This is a genomic window from Granulicatella seriolae (genome assembly GCF_024543085.1).
GTDB classification, from domain to species: Bacteria; Bacillota; Bacilli; order Lactobacillales; family Aerococcaceae; genus Granulicatella; species Granulicatella seriolae.
The window spans coordinates 60,736-78,085 of record NZ_JANHNZ010000005.1 but is presented as its reverse complement, the minus strand read 5'-3'; the positions used below and the strand labels follow the sequence as shown (position 1 = coordinate 78,085).

Sequence of the window (17,350 nt, the reverse complement as noted above, 5' to 3'; positions counted from 1 at the left end):
AAGAGCCTCCAGATGATTGGTCAGAAATAACAGTTGGCCCATGAGACAAAGACTCATGGCGTATCACTACTTTTATTTCTGACCCCTATCTGGAGACTCGTTAACTAGAGATTGGTTTAAATGAATAAAGGGACGTTCGCTCAAATTTTACGTAAACAAAACGTTAAACTACTTCTAGACAAACCTACTTCATGAATTGAGTTTCTATTTTTTCTATAGCCTCATCAACAGTTTCTGAATTTTCTAATATCACCAATATCGTGCTAAGTACTTCATTAAACTGCTTATCAGTCATATAACCTTCCATTATCCCCACTCCTTATTTTAGTTAATTCTTACTCTATTCATTATGCCTCGTTCTATCAAAACTCTAAATACGAAGCTATTTGATTGCTGGACAGGTGTTTGTTTGGGCTCATTTCTAAGCCGTCAATAAATCCATTGACTTTTTTAAAATCCTTAACAACAAGCTTATTTTGTTCAAACGTTTGGACAAAGCTATCCATTTTTCCATACAAATCTTTTACTATAACAGGTTGTCGGATACTATATTGACGATACATTTGGTGCCCAGTATTTTCTATGTCCTTAAAATAGCTGACACTACTTTCAGTGAAGAGTATGGAGACATTCATTTGGCTGGTAGAGTCACCCTGTTCTTCATTATCAATGATATAAACATGCATCCTTTCTTTGGATAAAATATCGTTCCAGAACCTTCTTAGTAAATAAATTTTATAGGTATGGGGTATTTTAAAGAGCTGCCCATCAACTTGTATGTGTCCTGTTCTAATAAAGTGGATAAAGGCCACCTTGGTAATGACAAGATGGAAGTCATTGGCAAAGACTTTTTGTTCCCACTCCTCATAAAATTCATCTAACTGCTTAGCTGACTGGACCGTTACCGGAGTTTCTAAGTTTCCCTTTATATAGTCTAGAACAGCTTTAGGAAAAAAATAGTCACTGATAAAGCCAGATAAAAGAAATTTTTTAGACGGAAGAGTCATGGGATAGATATTGTCACCCTCCTGCTTGTGGTCAAACACCTCAACCAGATTGGTGGCCGAATTGAAAACAGAAGCATTCTGGTCAAATAAGTATTGCCCCAATTGTTGTGATTGAGAATAAATCAGGCTTGGCATTCCAGATTTGGTTGTCATCACCCACCCAATACAGTCTCCTGAAATATAGAGGAATTCATCCAAAGGCTGGTCTTGATACATGTACAATTGGATATCAATATAAGAGCTTGTCAACATCAGCTTGGTGAACAAATAAAAGGAGTGATTTGTCAGTTCTAATAAATCATTTTGCTTAACTGCTACGTGTAAGACCACTTTTCTATTTTTCTTAAAGGCTACATGTTTCAGGGTAGAAAGTAAGACTTCGACAAGCATAGATAGATTGACCGTTGAATAAATATCAACATCCTCATCACTTTTAGCAATTCTATCCAAAAATTGTTCCTTGCAGAATTCTGTCATTTTTCTTATGTCTGTGACAACTTCTGTAATAGCAGCAGCAACAAAACTTTGAAAATCTTCATCATAGGTTCCCTTTGTCTCGAATTCAGTCTCAGATTGGTAGTAGGCCAATTCAAGTATATCAGCAATGGTTTCTTGAACCTCGACCTTATTACGTAGGGTCACTTGAACTTGACATAACCCTTTTAATTGATCCTCAATTTGCTCTGCAACAATGACTTTGGTAAAGCAATAACTCAATTGCCTGATAATCCGCTTATAATTTTTGCGTGAGGGTAAGCGTTGTCCGTTCTTCCATTTGGATACAATGCTGCGATCATAATTGATAGCTTGGGCTAAATCTGCCACCTTAATCTGGGTCAATTGGCATAGTATTTTAATAGCCGTTTGGAAATTCATGAATTGCGCCCCTTTCTTCAGTATAGAGGCTTAGAAATTAATTTAAGCCTAAACTAATGGCTAGAGCTTCGTCTACTTTTGTCATAACATCTTCTTCTATGTGTGTAATCCTCTCCAAAAGACGAGATTTGTCTATAGTACGAACTTGTTCCAGAAGGATAACGGATGCACGGTTAAAATTGAATTGATTCTCTTTGATTTCTATATGGGTGGGTAAATCTGTTTTTTCGCTTTTAGCTGTAATAGCAGCAATAATAACGGTCGGGCTGTAATAGTTACCAATGTCATTTTGTATGATTAAAACAGGACGTTTGCCGCCTTGTTCTGATCCGATTACTGGAGAAAGGTCTGCCACGTAGACATCGCCACGTCTGATTCTTTCTGGTGAATCTTGATTATTTTTCATGCGCTTCAACTCAACTTTCATTAATATATACTCTAGGCACGCGTTCTCCGATTAGGCAAAGAACTTCGTAGCCAATACTTTCGCTAGATTGTGAAACATCTTCTGCTGTGATTTCTTTGTCGCCATTGGTTCCAATTAGGGTGACTTTTGTTCCGACTGGAAACTCTTTAGGCAAGCGAATCATACACTGATCCATGCAGACTCTACCGACAATCGGGCATAGGATTCCTTCCACCAACACTGATAGTTTGTGATAAGAACGAAGCCAGCCATCTGCATAACCAACTGGCAAAGTAGCAATCCACTCATCCTGAGGGCAGGTATAGGTAGCCCCGTATGAAATGGTGGCTCCCTTTGGCAGTAGCTTGACTTGAACCATCTCCGTGTCCCATCTTAGTGCTGGTTTTAGGTGCTCAGATTCCGGGAGAGCTAGTTCTCCGTTTGAAGGATTAATGCCATAAATCCCGATTCCGTAGCGTACTATTGGAGAAAATCCCAATTCATGCCAGATTGCCCAAGCAGAGTTGGAGCAGTGTACTTGTTTCGGCATTTGTTTAAAGAAGGTCAAGAGTTGTTTAAAGGTCTCGACTTGCCCTTTTACATGTTCTTGGTCGGCGCTATCTGCCTTGGCAAAGTGGGTAAATACCCCTTCCAGCGCCAAAATATCTTGATGACGGCTAATGTAGTCTTCCATTTCCACAACTTGGTCGCCACTTCTTAGTCCAATCCGCCCCATACCAGTGTCTAGCGCTATGTGAATCAAGAGTGGTTCTGTCACTTTTTCCACCGTCAAATGGTCAACAGCTTCTTGTAGCCATTTTAAATGGGGGACGGTTGCTGATAGCGTGTTTTGTGCTAATAGGGCTGCATCTTCCGGACGGCTTGCGCCTAAAATCAGTATAGGCTGGGTAAAGCCTGCTTGCCGCAAAGCTAACCCCTCGTCTAAAACGGCCACACAAAAACCACTTGCTCCGGCTTCTAGAGCAGCTTTGGCGACTGGAATCATCCCGTGGCCATAGGCGTTCGCTTTGACTACGGCATAAAGTTCTTGATCAGGATTCATTTGCGCAATTTTATGTTTAATATTATCCCGAATGACTTGTAAGTCTACTGTTACATAGGTATTTCGGTGTTTGGCAACAACCATTTTTTCACTTTCCTTCTATTGTATTATGTATTTTAGTCTTCAAGCATGACCACTGCGTAGGCGTCTGTTCGTGTATGGGTGATGGTCAGGTGGGCTTTACCTTGTTTGAAGGGACTAGTTTTGATAAAAGGCTTCCCTTTAGCGTCAGAGGCAATCTCGATCGAATGAAAGCTGACTTCTTTGCCGATTCCTGTTCCGAAAGCCTTGGCAAAGGCCTCTTTAGCGGCGAAGCGTCCTGCTAGATACTCCATTTGTCGGTGCCCTTGATAGTTGTTAAAGACTTCTAACTCACTTTTTGTTAGCACACGCTCAGCAAAGGTTTCCCGTTTCTCTTGTGCATTCTTAATTCGGTCTAGCTCAATGGCATCCATGCCCAAGCCAATAATCATCTCGCTCACCCTCTTTTCATCCTAGTTGTAAATGGTACCTTTTTCATTTTAACAAATCCCAGCAGCTCCGTCTGTAACAGAATGATTAAGAAAGAGTAGCATTTTTATGTGAAATGGGTTTTTTAGATATGATTTTGTCTAAAAATATGATGGACCCAGAAAGAATAAAAGCTATTCCTAAACACAAAAGGGTTCTCGGCAAAAGAAAACAAGACCGGATTTCACTGCGATTCAATGTCAAAATGTTTAATTTTTGAGTGAAGCTCAATTCCTTTAAAAAAAATACTCGGCTTGAGGTAATTTTTTAATCAATACTAATTTTGAAAACGATCAAGAAGACATGTGCTTTCAACAAGTTAAAAACCACCCCAAAAAGAGGTGGTTTTCGTCTAATAAATTAACGTTATTTTATTCTAGAAATTCATCCTACTATCTACTTAGCAGACAAGAATTCCCAAAAATTTTAACCTACTTTCGTTTATCAAGCCACTTATAAACAAAATAAAATACTATACCTACAAACAACTCACTGACAACATTAAATTCCAAATTAAGTATTGTGTTCATCAAAAAAGAAACACAAAAAAACGAAGCAATAAAAAGGAATAGTTCTATATACCATTTAAAAAAGAATCGTCCTTTCTTAATTTCTGAATCTAATCGACTGACCATGTCTACATCCTCCTTTAGCAAATAATCTAAAGACACATTAAAATAATTAGCAATTTCAATGATAGTCAATATATCGGGATAACCTTTATTGTTTTCCCAATTTGAAACCGCACTTCGTGACACTGACAAAATCTCTGCTAAATCTGACTGCCTTAAATTTTTCTCCTTTCTCATTTTCCTTACCTTAACACCAAACATATCATCCCTCCCTTTCTAATATACTCTATTTTTTCTTAAAAAAGATGACAGCTAAACTAGAATTAACTAAATACCAGTTTAACTGTCATCTTTTTTAAGAAAAATAAAGCTCTCAACAAAAGCAATTGATTAAAAATTTTAAACCAAAAAAGAAAAAAACTATGATTAGTCAAAATTTAGGCACAAAAAAAGAAAGTCGCCTTACCTTATGGAACAGTTTTGGCCTGTTCTGCCTGTACGACTTTCTCTGAGATTAGTATAACAGATTCATAGTTTTTAGTCGATATTCCGTTCGCTTTGTTAGCTACAGTTAAAGTATTACACTTTTTCAAGCTAGACAAGACAGCTATGCCAGTGAGACTTAGGTCTACGGCGGTGCCACCGTCCCCTTTCCTGATAGGTTTATGAGGGAACAATTTTATGACTTAGAATGATTTTTATTTTATTACAAACTTTTTGCCAGTCCTTTCATGTAGATTTCCTCCTTAACCCAAAATGATTATTTTTTCACTTTGGATTGGTTCGAAAAAGCTAGCTACTCAAAAGAGGATTTTCTCTATTAGTAGCTAGCTTTTTTAATGGTTGCAACTTTTCAGATTTCAAATAGATTTGGGCTTTTTAAAATACCATATTCTTTATTTTATTTTCAATCAACTTAATTATTTTGATGAATTCTTCATCACTTTTTCCTGTTGGGTCTTCAAGCCCCCAATCTTCACGATAACTACATGGCAGGAAAGGACATTGCACATTGCAACCCATTGTAATTACAATGTCCACTGCTGGAATTTCAGACAACAACTTTGAATATTGTCCCTTTTCCATATCTATTCCATACATCGCTTTCAAAAGACGTACTGCATCTTGGTTTATCTGCGGTTTTGTCTCAGTTCCTGCTGAATAAAAATCATATTTTTCAGACACAAAATGCTTTCCAAGAGCTTCTGCAATCTGACTTCGACAGGAATTATGAACACATATAAAGGCAACTTTTTTCTTTTTTGTCATAATGCTCACTCCTTGCATTTAGAATCCCAATTTATGAAATAGTTTTTCTACATCTACTGCCTTTAACACTTTACCCATAGATACCACTTTTTCATTCAACACAAATACAGGTGTACTCATAACACCATAGCTTGCAACTTTTCCATACCAGCGACATATTCCACCTCAATGTCAAGTTCCATCTTTTTTACCGCTTCCTGTACAGTTACATATAACTTATGACAAGACCTACAACCTGAGCCAAGAACCTTCACACAGAAGATACCATTTTCTGATTCTTTAGGGTACTACCGTTTGGGTTGTTTCCTCAATTTTTAGTTTTTAGTTTTTAACTTTTTGATAGTATACTTTTATTTGTATCCTTATCTTGAATTGATGTAGTCCATTACTTTAAGTGCTACTCTTAACCTCATGTTTTCTAATTCTGCATTTTTTTGTGTATAGACTTTTAATGTATAATCTGCTAATCCTACTTTTCTAGCTGTAGCTATCTTACTTCCCTCTTCTTTGATAAATTGATACAATTTATCTGTATCGATTACTTGCGTGTTATCTGGCTCTATCCCTATTTTTTCGGCGTATTCCATTAACATACTAGCTCTAGCGATTGTCATATTTTCTATCTTTCCAGTTCGTTTGTAGTGTGACATTGCAGTTTCTGGCACGCCTATTTCTTGAGCTAACTTATACATAGTAATACCAGAGTTTAAGACGCTCTCTATATCCTTTACTCTTATTATCATTTTATCCCCCTATTTTTTATAGAAGATACCTGTAGTACTTTCTTCTAAAATTAATCATCCCCCGCATACCACACCAAAAAGCCTATTATGATGATACCTAAGACTAACGTTTTCATCTGGTATTCCTCCTTTAATTATCGTCCTTACTATACATCAACAAAACTGCTATTAGAATAACTATAATCAATAACTTCATATGAATTCTCCCTTGATCTTATTATATAATAAGATCAAAAGAGGGCAAGTCCTTTAACCCAAAATGATTATTTTTTTCACTTTGGATTGGTTTGAAAAAGCTAGCTACTCAAAAGAGGATTTCCTCTAGGAGTAGCTAGCTTTTTAATTAGTCTTTGTGTCGGATAGTGTAGCCTTTGTCGCTTTTTTTGCCACGTTTGTTGGCATCTTTGTTGTTCCATGATTTGCGGTTGGCATCTTTTTTGTTGCCATCTTTGCGACGGTCATTGTATGAGCCTTTGCTGCGACCGCCACCTGAGCGTGAGCCGCCTCCACCGTTGCCTCTGAAACCGCCTGATTTTTTACGGCTTGGCAATGGGCGTTCTGGAGTAATCTTAACTGGAATTTCTGCTGCATCTTTTGATAAAGATTTTAGTAGAGCTGTAACCAATTCTTCTGCTTGGTATTCGTTCAGCAAGTGTTTCACTGCTTTTTCGAATTTTTCCATGTCAAGGTCTTTGATCAGATCTGGTACTTGATCCACAGCAGCTTGGATTTGTCCTTTGAAGGCTTCGTGTTCTGTTGGTGGACGTAGTGGTGTCATTTTTTTCTTGGTTAGGTCTTCGATAACACGTAGGTAATCCATTTCGTTTGGTGTTACGAAGGTTACTGACATACCTTCTTGTCCAGCACGGCCTGTACGTCCGATACGGTGAACGTAGCTTTCTGGGTCTTGTGGGATGTCGTAGTTATAAACGTGGGTAACTCCTGAAATGTCTAATCCACGAGCTGCTACGTCTGTGGCAACTAGGATATCTAGGTTGTTACTCTTGAAATCGCGTAGAACACTCATGCGTTTTTGTTGTGAAAGGTCGCCATGGATACCTTCTGCACGGTAACCACGCATTTCCAATCCACGAGCTAATTCATCAACACGACGTTTGGTACGTCCGAAAACGATGGTTAATTCTGGTGTTTGTACGTCAAATAAACGAGTCATCACATCGAATTTTTCAAAGTCTTTACATTTTACAAAGTATTGATCGATTAGGTTAGCTGTCATTTCGCTAGATTTCACTTTTACGTGTTCTGGTGTTTTCATGAATTGGACACCAATACGTTTAATGTCAGCTGGCATGGTTGCTGAGAACAATAGGGTTTGGCGATCTTCTGGAACTTTTTGGATGATCGTTTCGATATCTTCCAAGAATCCCATGTTCAACATTTCATCGGCTTCGTCTAGGACTAATGTTTCCACTGCATCCAAACGAAGGGTTTTGCGTGAAATGTGGTCCAATAGACGGCCAGGGGTTCCAACAACGATGTGTGGTTGGTCTTTTAATTGACGGATTTGGCGATTGATGTCGGCACCACCGTAGACAACTTGTACGCGGATGCGTTTGTCTTTTCCTAAGCGGAACAATTCTTCTTGTGTTTGAATGGCTAATTCACGGGTTGGCGCGATAACCAATCCTTGGACTTTGCGGTTTGATAAATCAATTTTTTGTAGCATTGGTAAGCCAAATGCTGCTGTTTTACCGGTACCTGTTTGTGCTTGTCCAATTACGTCGCGTCCGGTTAGGGCTAGTGGAATTGTTTGTTCTTGGATTGGTGTAGCTTCTTCAAAGCCCATTCTTTCGATAGATTCTAATAAGGTCGAATCAAGTCCCATTTCGTTAAATTTCATTTCTTCCTCCTACTGATGTAGAGAAGTGTACATTCTTGTACCAAGAAAGGGAGTTTCTCCCTTAAACTCATAAACATCCATTAGAAAAGTCTGGAACGTCACTGGCTCCAGACTAGCTAATCAGACTCAAATTTCTTTTAAGCTTTGACGGTTGTCTAAAGCCAGAATTCTATCTATAAACTTGTATACTTCTCAACTCATTTTTTACTATAACACGGATTGAGCTTCATTACAAATGAAATATTTTCGCTTTTCGATGAATGCGGTTACTTTATTTGATGGTTAATTGCTGAAAAAACTTTCTAACATAGATTCGAGTCTCTGGCTGTAGCGGTCGGAAATCAGAACGGTGGCACCGCTCTGAGCCTTGGTCTCAGAGCTCACCGGGCTACGTATCTGTAATTTGGCTAAAGCCAAAACAGCTACTGTGTGCTCGATGTGCTTTACACCGTTATTTCCGACCGCTACAGCCAGAGACTCGAATGGACTAGAATCAATAAGATTTAGTCTGCTTTTAATGCATCTACTAGGGTTAGTAATCCTGTTCCGTTTGAGGATTTGATTAGGATTTTGTCTTGGCTTTGGATGGCTGTTTTTAGAGTTTGGGTTAGGTCATCCATGTTTTCTGCGAAATAATGTAATTGTTGGGTTGGGAAGGTAGCTTCTAGGGGGTTATATAAGGCTTGCATTTCTGGGCCGTATAGGTAGACTTGGTCGATAGCGGCTGGATCTATGGCATCGGCTATGCTGGCATGGAGTTCAGCTGAGTGGATACCTAATTCACGGATGTCGCCTAAAACAGCAATACGGCGTCCTCCTTCTTCTAGGTCAACTTGACTAAAAGCTTGCAAGACAGCTTTCATAGCGGTTGGGCTAGCGTTGTAGGCATCATTTAAGATTTGGCTACCCTTCATTCCTGGAACCCATTGTGTTCGGTTGGCTGTTAATTGAAAGTCTGCTAACCCTCTCGCCATTTCTGCAAACGGTATTTGGCACACTTGTCCTACGGCGATGGCTGCTAGTGCGTTTTGAATATTGTAGTCACCTAAGACCGGGATGGTAAAGGTTAGTTCTGGCGCCTGTGCCAAGGTGAAATCAGAATGATCGGCAAATACTTGGCTGCTGGTTACGTATAAGTCGGCTGACTTATCAGTACCAAAGGATATTTCATGTAGGTTTTCAGGGTTTGTGGCTTGCTCTACGCCTAAAGTTAGGAGCGGTTCATTGTTTGGGTAGATAATAGTCCCACCATTTTCCAAACCACTTAGAATTTCTAGTTTGGCTTTGGCAATTCCTTGACGGCTGCCTAGGTTTTCAATGTGGGATTCGCCAATCATGCTGATAACCGCAATACTTGGTTTGGCCAACTTGCTTAGGAAGGCAATCTCCCCGAATTCGCTCATACCCATTTCTAGAACCAATTTTTCAGTATCGGCTGGCATGTCTAAAATAGTTTGCGGCAAGCCAATCTCATTGTTGTAGTTGCCTTGTGTTTTGTAGACCTTATAAGTGGTCGCCAAGACGGCAGCGGTCATGTCTTTGGTGGTCGTTTTCCCTGAGCTACCGGTAATTCCGATAACAGTCGGCTTAACCTTGTTGAGGTACCATTTTGCTAGATCTTGAAAGGCTTGTAGGGTATCGTCAACCCAGATGGTGCATAGGCCGTCTGGTGCTTGGATGTCGGTGCGGCTCCAAAGTACGGCCACAGCCCCGTTATCAAGGGCTTGTTGGGCAAAATCGTGCCCGTCAAGATTGCCTTTTAGGGGTACGAAGAGTCCCCCTGCTTGAATTTTTCTGGCATCAAAGGCTACGTTGGTAATTGTTTCGAATCGTTGTGCGCTTTGGTAGTCAATGGCTTTTACAGCCTTTACCACTTCTGTAATGCTTGCTATTGTCATATTTTCTCCTTTATGTGTTGCATATTTTCTGCTTAAGACTAGGAAAAGCAATCACAACAAGTGTGACGCTACTTGTTGTGATTGCCTCCCAATTATACGGTTACTTGATTTTCTTGTTTTTCAGCAAAACGTTTTAAGGCTAATTGAATCAATTCTTCCACCAAATCCTTGTAGCTAATCCCTGTTTCTTCCCACAACAATGGGTACATGCTAAATTTGGTGAAGCCTGGCATAGTGTTGACTTCGTTGATATAAATATCGTTGGTTTCGGTTAGGAAAAAGTCGCAACGACTCAAGCCGCTTCCGTCAATGGCTCTAAAAGCAGTAGCTGCATATTTGCGAACTTTTTGCGCTACTTCATCTGATAATTGAGCAGGAATTTGCAGTTCTACTGTGTTGTTGATGTATTTTTCATTGTAGTCATAGAAACCGACTGTTTTCACGACTTCACCGACGACAGACGTATTAACATCTTCATTTCCTAGGACGGCACATTCAATTTCACGTGCATCTATCCCTTGTTCCACCACAATCCGTCTGTCGAATTTTAAGGCAGTTTGGATGGCTTGGGTTAACTCTTCACGGTTGGTCGCCTTGGAAATCCCTACACTAGACCCCATATTGGCTGGTTTTACAAATACTGGGTACAGAAGTGTCCCTTCGATACGGCTGTATATTAACTCAGCATTTTGTTTCCATTCTGCTTTTGAAAATGGTACGAAAGGCAATTGTGGAATGCCAGCTTGTTGGAAAAGATACTTGCTAACAATTTTATCCATACCGCAAGCACTTGCTAGTACGCCAGCACCGACATAAGGCATGTTCAAAACTTCAAACAGTCCTTGGATGGTGCCATCTTCTCCATTTGGTCCATGTAGGATTGGGAAAATGACGGTATCTGCTTCTTTTATGTCGCACGGTTTGATCTCAACTCCGGTGGATACTTGACCGGGTTCGGTTGCAAAGGCTGCTTTGTCGCTAGCTACTAGTGGCAGAGCTTCTTCGAAGGCTAGTGGTCCAGTTAGGGGTGCCCCTTTTAACCATTGGCCTGAGCGTGTGATGTAGACAGGTTGTACTTGATAATAGTCAAAGTATATTTCTTTTATGATTGAGAAGGCAGTTAGGATTGAGATATCATGTTCTGCACTTTTCCCACCATAGATAACGACGATCTTCATTAGATTCCTCCAAGTTGTGCTACTGCACATTCGTTTTACCTATCCGTAAGTATAGCAAATTTCATTTTTAGCCGCAAGTGCTTGTTAAATGGCAAAAAACTCATCAGGGATAAAGTTACTTTCTAACGCATAAAAGAGTCTCCAGATAAGGGGTTAGAAATAAAAACGGTGGCACCGCCGTGAGCCTTGGTCTCACGCCTTAGCTGCCTACGTGGCTGTAATCGGCTAAAGCCAAAACATCCACTGTGCATCAGCTATGCTTTACACCGTTATTTCTAACCCCTTATCTGGAGACTCTTTGTTTTCCTATAATATGGACTTTCTGCCCAACACTAAGAAATCATGAAGTTTGTGCCACTATTCTTTACAGGTATTCACATGTGACTTAAAATGAAATAGACTGAATATGAATTTTGCACAAAGGAGCGCTTATGAGAACTTTAGTTATTATTAGTCACCCTTCGATTGACGAGTCTGCTTCGCAGCAGTTTCTTTTGGCTTGTGGTAAGGGGCGGAAAAGTCTTACTGTACGGCACTTGGACCGATTAGTGGGTGGTCCCTTAGATAGGTTTTTTGATAAAGAAGTGGAGTTGGACTTTTTACGGCAAGCTGATCGCATCATCTTCCAGTTTCCGCTCTACTGGTATTCTTGCCCTGGCTCCTTAAAATTGTGGATGGACCAAGTTCTGGATTTGTCAGGAAGCTTAGCCAATAAGGAGTTTGGCATTGTGCTGACGCTGGGCTTGCCTGCTAGTCATTTTCAAATTGGCGGACGAGAAGTCTATAGTATTTCTGAGTTGTTGCGGCCATTTCAAGCGCTGGCTCATAAGCAAGGTTGGAGATTTTTACCACCGCTTGCTATTCATCAGTTTGACTATATGACCGAGCAGGAGAAACAGGGCTTGGCAATTGATTATCAGCGCTATTTGAGTCAAGAAAGCTTTGACCAGTTTCACAGCAAGGAGAAGTGGTTTATAGAAGAGGCAGAGCGATTGGCAACTTCACAAAACAGCACCATTTCCAAGGAAAAATGGTTGCAGTTGGCGACTTGGATGGCTGACTTGCAGGATGAGCGAGTGGAGTTGCGGGAGTTAGTGGACAACTTGCGAGAGGAGTTTTAGTACCTATGGATATGAATCAGGAATGGATGGCGCAAGAGTTGCGTGGCTGGATGAGTGAGAGCCAGGACTACTTGGAACGTGCCTATTTAAGTGCTGCTTTAGCCTTAATCGAGGAGCAGTTTAAACGAATTGAGCAGAGTCAAGGTGAATTAGATGGGCGTTTGTGGAGCCCGAAAGGATGGTAATGACAAATGACAAAAAACAGCATTGAAGAAGGCGGCATTCGTGCTCGTCCTTCTTGGGATGACGCTACGGATTTGGCGCAAAAGATTGCTAGTGGGGACACGACGCCTTTGCAAGCAGTGGAAGAGTGCATCAAACGAATCAAATTCTTTAATAAACCACTGAATGCTGTGGTAAGTCTACAGGAAGAAAAAGCCATACAAGAAGCAAAAACACGTGACTTTACAGGCTTGCCTTTTGGTGGTGTACCCTTGTTATTAAAGGATTTAGGCCAAAACCAAGCTGGAGTGGTTTCTTCAGGCGGATCAAAATTGTTTACCAAGTCTACTTCTGCAAGCAGTGATTATTTTGTTAGAGCCTTAGAGGCAGCTGGTTTTATTATTATTGGACGCACCAACGTTCCTGAGTTTGGTTTTAAAAATATTAGTGATGCTGCTATTTTCGGTCCAGTCAGCAATCCTTTTAGGCTCAAATGCAATGCAGGTGGCTCAAGTGGTGGTGCTGCGGCAGCTGTTTCAAGTGGGATGGTGCCAATTGCAGCAGCCAGTGATGGCGGTGGCTCGATTCGGATTCCGGCATCATTTACCAGTTTGATTGGGTTAAAGCCTAGTCGTGGCAAGATTCCGGTTGGGCCTAGTTCTTTTCGTGGTTGGCAGGGGGCTTCAGTTAATTTTGCCTTGACGACTTCGGTTAGGGACACTAGGAATCTACTTGAAGCGCTGCAGGTACAGCAGATGGAGAGCCCTTTTATCATGCCTTTGCTTAGTCATGAAGCCTTGCACGCTAGGATTGACAGGCCTTTGCGGATTGCTTATAGTGACCAGTCGCCAGTGGGTAGTTTGGTGTCGGATGAGGCTAAAGCTGCCTTGCGTTGGACTATTGAATTTTTGGAGCATTTGGGGCATAGTGTTGAAAAAGTTGAACCTGCTATTGACGGCTACGACCTCATGAAGGGTTACTATGTGATGAATAGCGTAGAAACGGCGGCCATGTTCGACGAGATTGCTCAAGGGCTAGGTCGCGACTTGACACCTGACGATATGGAGCTCATGACCTGGGCTATCTATCAGGCTGGGCAAGAGATTTTGGCTAAGGATTATACCAAGATTCTACAAGACTGGGATTATTACAGCGCTAAAATGGCTAAGTTTCACGAGGTCTATGATTTGTATTTAACGCCGACCACGGCTGATGTGGCGCCACTTCATGGTCAGCTGGGCTTGACACCTGATTTGGAAGAGGAATTAAAGGGCATGGCAGACTTGACGGTTGCCCAAGGGCAAAACCTCATCTGGCGTATGTTTGAAAAAAGTTTGGCGCTGACACCCTTCACTCAATTGGCTAACATCACGGGGCAACCCGCTATTTCCTTGCCGGTCTACTTCACAGAGGACGGACTGCCTTTAGGTGTGCAATTCATGGCAGCCAAAGGGCGGGAAGATTTGTTGTTGGCATTAGCGCAAGATTTTGAGGACCATGACTTGATTCTTAATAGATGGGCAAAGGAATAACTATTGTCCATTCTAAGAGTTACAGTTTTTAAATAATAGAAAATAAGCTAGCTTTGAATTGTAAAACGTCAAAGCTAGCTTATTCTATTGATTAGGATACTGTTAAGGCTGGGCAAGAAGTTTGTAATAAAATAAGAATCATTCTAAATCATAAAAGAGTTCCCCAGAAATCTATCCGAAATGGGAACGGTGGCACCGCCGTGAGCCTAGGTCTCACTGGCTTAGCTGTCTACGTGGTTGTAATCGGCTGAAGCCGAAACATCCACTGTGCGTCAGCTATGCTATACACCGTTATTTCGGATAGATTTCTGGGGAACTCTTTTATTTGGTTACAATTTGGACTTTTTATCCAGACTTAATCCATTCTTCTTAAACACTTTTCTCTATTAGAAATAATCTTCTACTTCTCAAAGATTTCTTTAGCAACAAGGTTTTTTAGAACAGGAACGACATCCTCTTCGAACCACGGATTCTTTTTAATCCATCTTAGGTTTAAGGGTGATGGATGAACTAGGGGGAAATATTTTGGTAAATAGGTCTCAAAACCCCTTACTGTTTCAGTAAGATTTGCCTGTCTTGACTTGCCTAGATAGTATTTTTGAGCATAGCTACCAACGAGGAGGATGGTTTGGACTTGGGGCATCGCTTCCAAAAGTAAAGGATGCCATTTAGGTGCAAAGTCCTTGCGTGGTGGGAGGTCTCCAGATTTACCTTTGCCCGGAAAATAGAAGTCCATCGGCAATTGAGCAATCAGGTTGGAGTCATAAAACACGTCACGCGATACATCCATCCATGCCCGTAGACGATCCCCACTGATATCATTCCAAAAAAGACGGGACTCTTCAGCTTTACGACCCGGTGCTTGCCCTATGATAACTATTCTTGCCTCTGGACTAGCCTTAAATAAAGGTGGAATATTCCGCTTGGTGTAGTCGGCGTTCATAGGATCTGCCATGATTTCTTTTGTTATGGTTTCAATAGATTGCAATGTTATCGACTCCCTATTCTAGACTTATTTATGACTTCTTCCTTTACCGAGATTAACATATGTTCACAAATAGTACCTTTTTGAATCAAAAACTCATCTATATAGTAACAAATAATTGTATCATTTACACTTTTTTATATGAGCTCTCAACTTCTTCATCGCCCAATCGTAATGGCTGGCGGTGGCACTTACGAAATAGGAGCCAAGGGTACTACCCCCTACCCAAGGGAAAACGTCTTTGGTGAATAGTTCTTGATTTGTAAAGCTTTCCGCCAGTTCCATAACGTTTTTATGAGACTCTTGGTAGAGCTTAGTCGCCTCTTCAAGGGGTGTCTCTTGGTGCCTTTTCCAAAATTCTATATTCATCTCCCCGTAAGTTCTCCAGTTGTATGGTTCAGGAAGAAATGGTGCCGCTTGACCCTTCTGATTCGAAGAAACCCACTTCAATAAGAGTTGATGCCACTCATAAAGATGGATAAGGATATCTCGTAAGTTCTTATCACGCCTCCAATGTGCTTCCTTCTTCTTGTCATCATCCGCAAAATCAAAAGGTGTGGTCAATTCTTTCTCCGTCATTGAACCAATCAAGGTATTTAACTTTTCAAAATTGTCTTGTGATGTCGTCATCAAATCTACTTTGGAACTTGCTCTTCCCATAGCTCATCCTCCTCATTTTATGATAGTTCTAAATCAATAATACATCATCAAATAGGACAACTGTCTGTCATATTATAAGTAGTTTTCAATACTTTTCTTTAGGGAATCTTTGATCAGTCTCCGAATCCGTGGCGGTTCAATCACCGTGGCACTTGCTCCAAAAGAAAGGATATACCCGTACAGCCAATCATTTTCAATCTGTTTCATTCTTATGGTAAAACTTCCATCTTCATTTTTCACTATATCCTCTTCTTGGAACTCATCCCAAACTCTGTATTCCATGCTTGACTCCACTCGTAAAACAACTTCTATAGTCGGATAGCTATTTGGTTGGTCAAATGGAAAAGAAAAATCCAACTTTCTTGGTATGAAGGATTCTTTTTCTATTGTTACTTGTCTCATTCGGCTGAATCGGAATAGTCGCAGCTCATTTTTATCAGTGCAGAAGGCTTTTAAATACCATGTACGTTCTTTAAACCATAACTTATAAGGCTCAACAAGCCTCTTGCTTAATTTATTTTGCGAGGAAATGTAGTCAAAGGATAAGTGCTTATTTTGCAGGATTGCCTGTTTTGCTTTATCCAATTGATTTTTGGTGAGGCTACCCCAATCGCTATAGTCAATCTCAAAGTAGCCCTCTGTGTCTCCGAAGAATGATGAGAGTTTAGAAAACACCTCAACCATAGAAGACTCGTCTAGAGAATGTAAACCTTGTATGGCTGATAAGATGTTTGTTTTGTCGTTTTCGCTTAGTAGAGTTTTGTTGAGGACATAATCCGGCAGCAAGGCTATGCCACCATTCTTGCCTTTTGTCATGTATATAGGGATGCCACTAGCTGACAGGTCTTCGACATCTCTGTATATAGTTCTGGTTGACACTTCAAAATGGTCTGCCAAGTCTTTTGCGGTTACTTTTTCTTTGTTCAGCAGGATATATACAATTTCGAAAAGTCTACTTGTCTTCATGGAATCACCTCTCTAGCCTTATTTTAGCATAGAATGTGACATCTATTGTCATATTATAGAGGTAGAAAGCATTTGTTTCTTGAATATTTGTACGTTAATCGTTGAGTAGAGAATGAATTATGAGAAAAAAGTTTTGATTTGAGTATTTTACTGGGAATAGAACTTCTCTACTCCCAGTAAATGATTGAATATGGCTTATCTTTCTCATAATTCGTAAACTTATTTAGAATTATAACTGATTTAACAGGATTATCGGTCTGTTTATGAGAAAAAGCCTCTAATTTAAGCATTTTACTGGGAATAGAACTCCTCTACTCCCAGTAAATGATTGAATATGGCTTATCTTTCTCATAATTCGTAAACTTATTTAGAATTATAACTGATTTAACAGGATTATCGGTCTGTTTATGAGAAAAAGCCTCTAATTTAAGCATTTTACTGGGAATAGAACTCCTCTACTCCCAGTAAATGATTGAATGTGGCTTATTTTTCTCATAATTCTGAGACTGAACAAAAAAAGTTCCCGATAGATTTTCGGAAA

Annotated in this window: 17 protein-coding genes and 1 pseudogene; 3 read left to right on the top strand and 15 right to left on the bottom strand. The window is 40.3% G+C overall.

The features are described from left to right. Positions 1-184 precede the first annotated feature (184 nt). From NPA36_RS06385 to NPA36_RS06330, 12 genes and pseudogenes are all read right to left on the bottom strand, one after another. Positions 185-307, bottom strand: coding sequence for a hypothetical protein (locus tag NPA36_RS06385; RefSeq protein WP_256945289.1), 123 nt, complete (start codon positions 305-307; stop codon positions 185-187). A 55-nt stretch (positions 308-362) separates the two neighbouring features. Further along, a complete protein-coding gene (locus NPA36_RS06380) occupies positions 363-1,883 on the bottom strand; it encodes a helix-turn-helix domain-containing protein (RefSeq protein WP_256945288.1) in 1,521 nt (506 codons plus the stop codon). 37 nt (positions 1,884-1,920) lie between these two features. Beyond that, positions 1,921-2,310, bottom strand: a complete 390-nt coding sequence (locus NPA36_RS06375; protein WP_275978141.1) for a type II toxin-antitoxin system PemK/MazF family toxin — start codon at positions 2,308-2,310, stop codon at positions 1,921-1,923. Then, positions 2,300-3,436 (bottom strand): alanine racemase, encoded by a 1,137-nt coding sequence (gene alr, locus NPA36_RS06370; RefSeq protein WP_256945287.1) that lies wholly within the window; start codon positions 3,434-3,436, stop codon positions 2,300-2,302. The genes NPA36_RS06375 and alr overlap by 11 nt, the downstream gene beginning before the upstream one ends. Before the next feature lie 32 nt (positions 3,437-3,468). Then, entirely contained in the window at positions 3,469-3,825 is a 357-nt protein-coding gene (acpS, locus tag NPA36_RS06365) for a holo-ACP synthase (RefSeq protein WP_256945366.1), read from the bottom strand. A gap of 468 nt (positions 3,826-4,293) precedes the next feature. Further along, entirely contained in the window at positions 4,294-4,695 is a 402-nt protein-coding gene (locus NPA36_RS06360; protein ID WP_256945286.1) for a helix-turn-helix domain-containing protein, read from the bottom strand. Between the two features lie 618 nt (positions 4,696-5,313). Further along, positions 5,314-5,703 carry an arsenate reductase ArsC gene (locus NPA36_RS06355; RefSeq protein WP_256945285.1) on the bottom strand — a complete coding sequence of 130 codons (390 nt, stop codon included), beginning with the start codon at positions 5,701-5,703 and terminating at the stop codon, positions 5,314-5,316. 18 nt (positions 5,704-5,721) lie between these two features. Next, positions 5,722-5,957: pseudogene (locus NPA36_RS06350) on the bottom strand (thioredoxin family protein). A 108-nt stretch (positions 5,958-6,065) separates the two neighbouring features. Next, on the bottom strand, positions 6,066-6,446 hold the full coding sequence (locus NPA36_RS06345; RefSeq protein ID WP_256945284.1) for a hypothetical protein: 381 nt from the start codon (positions 6,444-6,446) through the stop codon (positions 6,066-6,068). A 343-nt stretch (positions 6,447-6,789) separates the two neighbouring features. Then, positions 6,790-8,307, bottom strand: a complete 1,518-nt coding sequence (locus NPA36_RS06340; RefSeq protein WP_256945283.1) for a DEAD/DEAH box helicase — start codon at positions 8,305-8,307, stop codon at positions 6,790-6,792. Between the two features lie 503 nt (positions 8,308-8,810). Further along, on the bottom strand, positions 8,811-10,205 hold the full coding sequence (locus tag NPA36_RS06335) for a UDP-N-acetylmuramoyl-tripeptide--D-alanyl-D-alanine ligase (protein WP_256945282.1): 1,395 nt from the start codon (positions 10,203-10,205) through the stop codon (positions 8,811-8,813). A 92-nt stretch (positions 10,206-10,297) separates the two neighbouring features. Continuing rightward, a complete protein-coding gene (locus NPA36_RS06330; RefSeq protein ID WP_256945281.1) occupies positions 10,298-11,383 on the bottom strand; it encodes a D-alanine--D-alanine ligase in 1,086 nt (361 codons plus the stop codon). 431 nt (positions 11,384-11,814) lie between these two features. Here NPA36_RS06330 and NPA36_RS06325 point away from each other — a divergent pair, with 431 nt between their 5' ends. From NPA36_RS06325 to NPA36_RS06315, 3 genes are read left to right on the top strand one after another with little or no spacing between them, the layout of a single operon-like run. Next, complete coding sequence (locus NPA36_RS06325) at positions 11,815-12,504, top strand: NAD(P)H-dependent oxidoreductase (RefSeq protein WP_256945280.1); 690 nt, start codon at positions 11,815-11,817, stop codon at positions 12,502-12,504. Between the two features lie 5 nt (positions 12,505-12,509). Further along, positions 12,510-12,689, top strand: coding sequence for a hypothetical protein (locus tag NPA36_RS06320; RefSeq protein ID WP_256945279.1), 180 nt, complete (start codon positions 12,510-12,512; stop codon positions 12,687-12,689). A gap of 6 nt (positions 12,690-12,695) precedes the next feature. Next, positions 12,696-14,198 (top strand): amidase, encoded by a 1,503-nt coding sequence (locus NPA36_RS06315; protein ID WP_256945278.1) that lies wholly within the window; start codon positions 12,696-12,698, stop codon positions 14,196-14,198. Positions 14,199-14,598: 400 nt separating this feature from the next. Here NPA36_RS06315 and NPA36_RS06310 read toward each other — a convergent pair whose 3' ends face one another. The 3 genes from NPA36_RS06310 to NPA36_RS06300 all read right to left on the bottom strand — a co-directional run bounded on the left by NPA36_RS06310 (position 14,599) and on the right by NPA36_RS06300 (position 16,809). Continuing rightward, on the bottom strand, positions 14,599-15,186 hold the full coding sequence (locus NPA36_RS06310; protein WP_256945277.1) for a uracil-DNA glycosylase family protein: 588 nt from the start codon (positions 15,184-15,186) through the stop codon (positions 14,599-14,601). Between the two features lie 120 nt (positions 15,187-15,306). After that, positions 15,307-15,843 carry a ClbS/DfsB family four-helix bundle protein gene (locus NPA36_RS06305; RefSeq protein ID WP_256945276.1) on the bottom strand — a complete coding sequence of 179 codons (537 nt, stop codon included), beginning with the start codon at positions 15,841-15,843 and terminating at the stop codon, positions 15,307-15,309. A 72-nt stretch (positions 15,844-15,915) separates the two neighbouring features. Next, positions 15,916-16,809, bottom strand: a complete 894-nt coding sequence (locus NPA36_RS06300; RefSeq protein ID WP_256945275.1) for a helix-turn-helix transcriptional regulator — start codon at positions 16,807-16,809, stop codon at positions 15,916-15,918. Positions 16,810-17,350: the final 541 nt, after the last annotated feature.

What these genes read in the sequence shown, in the direction of transcription:
- NPA36_RS06385 (WP_256945289.1), bottom strand. Translation starts at nt 307, where the DNA reads ATGGAAGGTTATATGACTGATAAGCAGTTTAATGAAGTACTTAGCACG.
- NPA36_RS06380 (WP_256945288.1), bottom strand. Translation starts at nt 1,883, where the DNA reads ATGAATTTCCAAACGGCTATTAAAATACTATGCCAATTGACCCAGATT.
- NPA36_RS06375 (WP_275978141.1), bottom strand. Translation starts at nt 2,310, where the DNA reads ATGAAAGTTGAGTTGAAGCGCATGAAAAATAATCAAGATTCACCAGAA.
- alr (WP_256945287.1), bottom strand. Translation starts at nt 3,436, where the DNA reads ATGGTTGTTGCCAAACACCGAAATACCTATGTAACAGTAGACTTACAA.
- acpS (WP_256945366.1), bottom strand. Translation starts at nt 3,825, where the DNA reads ATGATTATTGGCTTGGGCATGGATGCCATTGAGCTAGACCGAATTAAG.
- NPA36_RS06360 (WP_256945286.1), bottom strand. Translation starts at nt 4,695, where the DNA reads ATGTTTGGTGTTAAGGTAAGGAAAATGAGAAAGGAGAAAAATTTAAGG.
- NPA36_RS06355 (WP_256945285.1), bottom strand. Translation starts at nt 5,703, where the DNA reads ATGACAAAAAAGAAAAAAGTTGCCTTTATATGTGTTCATAATTCCTGT.
- NPA36_RS06345 (WP_256945284.1), bottom strand. Translation starts at nt 6,446, where the DNA reads ATGATAATAAGAGTAAAGGATATAGAGAGCGTCTTAAACTCTGGTATT.
- NPA36_RS06340 (WP_256945283.1), bottom strand. Translation starts at nt 8,307, where the DNA reads ATGAAATTTAACGAAATGGGACTTGATTCGACCTTATTAGAATCTATC.
- NPA36_RS06335 (WP_256945282.1), bottom strand. Translation starts at nt 10,205, where the DNA reads ATGACAATAGCAAGCATTACAGAAGTGGTAAAGGCTGTAAAAGCCATT.
- NPA36_RS06330 (WP_256945281.1), bottom strand. Translation starts at nt 11,383, where the DNA reads ATGAAGATCGTCGTTATCTATGGTGGGAAAAGTGCAGAACATGATATC.
- NPA36_RS06325 (WP_256945280.1), top strand. Translation starts at nt 11,815, where the DNA reads ATGAGAACTTTAGTTATTATTAGTCACCCTTCGATTGACGAGTCTGCT.
- NPA36_RS06320 (WP_256945279.1), top strand. Translation starts at nt 12,510, where the DNA reads ATGGATATGAATCAGGAATGGATGGCGCAAGAGTTGCGTGGCTGGATG.
- NPA36_RS06315 (WP_256945278.1), top strand. Translation starts at nt 12,696, where the DNA reads ATGACAAAAAACAGCATTGAAGAAGGCGGCATTCGTGCTCGTCCTTCT.
- NPA36_RS06305 (WP_256945276.1), bottom strand. Translation starts at nt 15,843, where the DNA reads ATGGGAAGAGCAAGTTCCAAAGTAGATTTGATGACGACATCACAAGAC.
- NPA36_RS06300 (WP_256945275.1), bottom strand. Translation starts at nt 16,809, where the DNA reads ATGAAGACAAGTAGACTTTTCGAAATTGTATATATCCTGCTGAACAAA.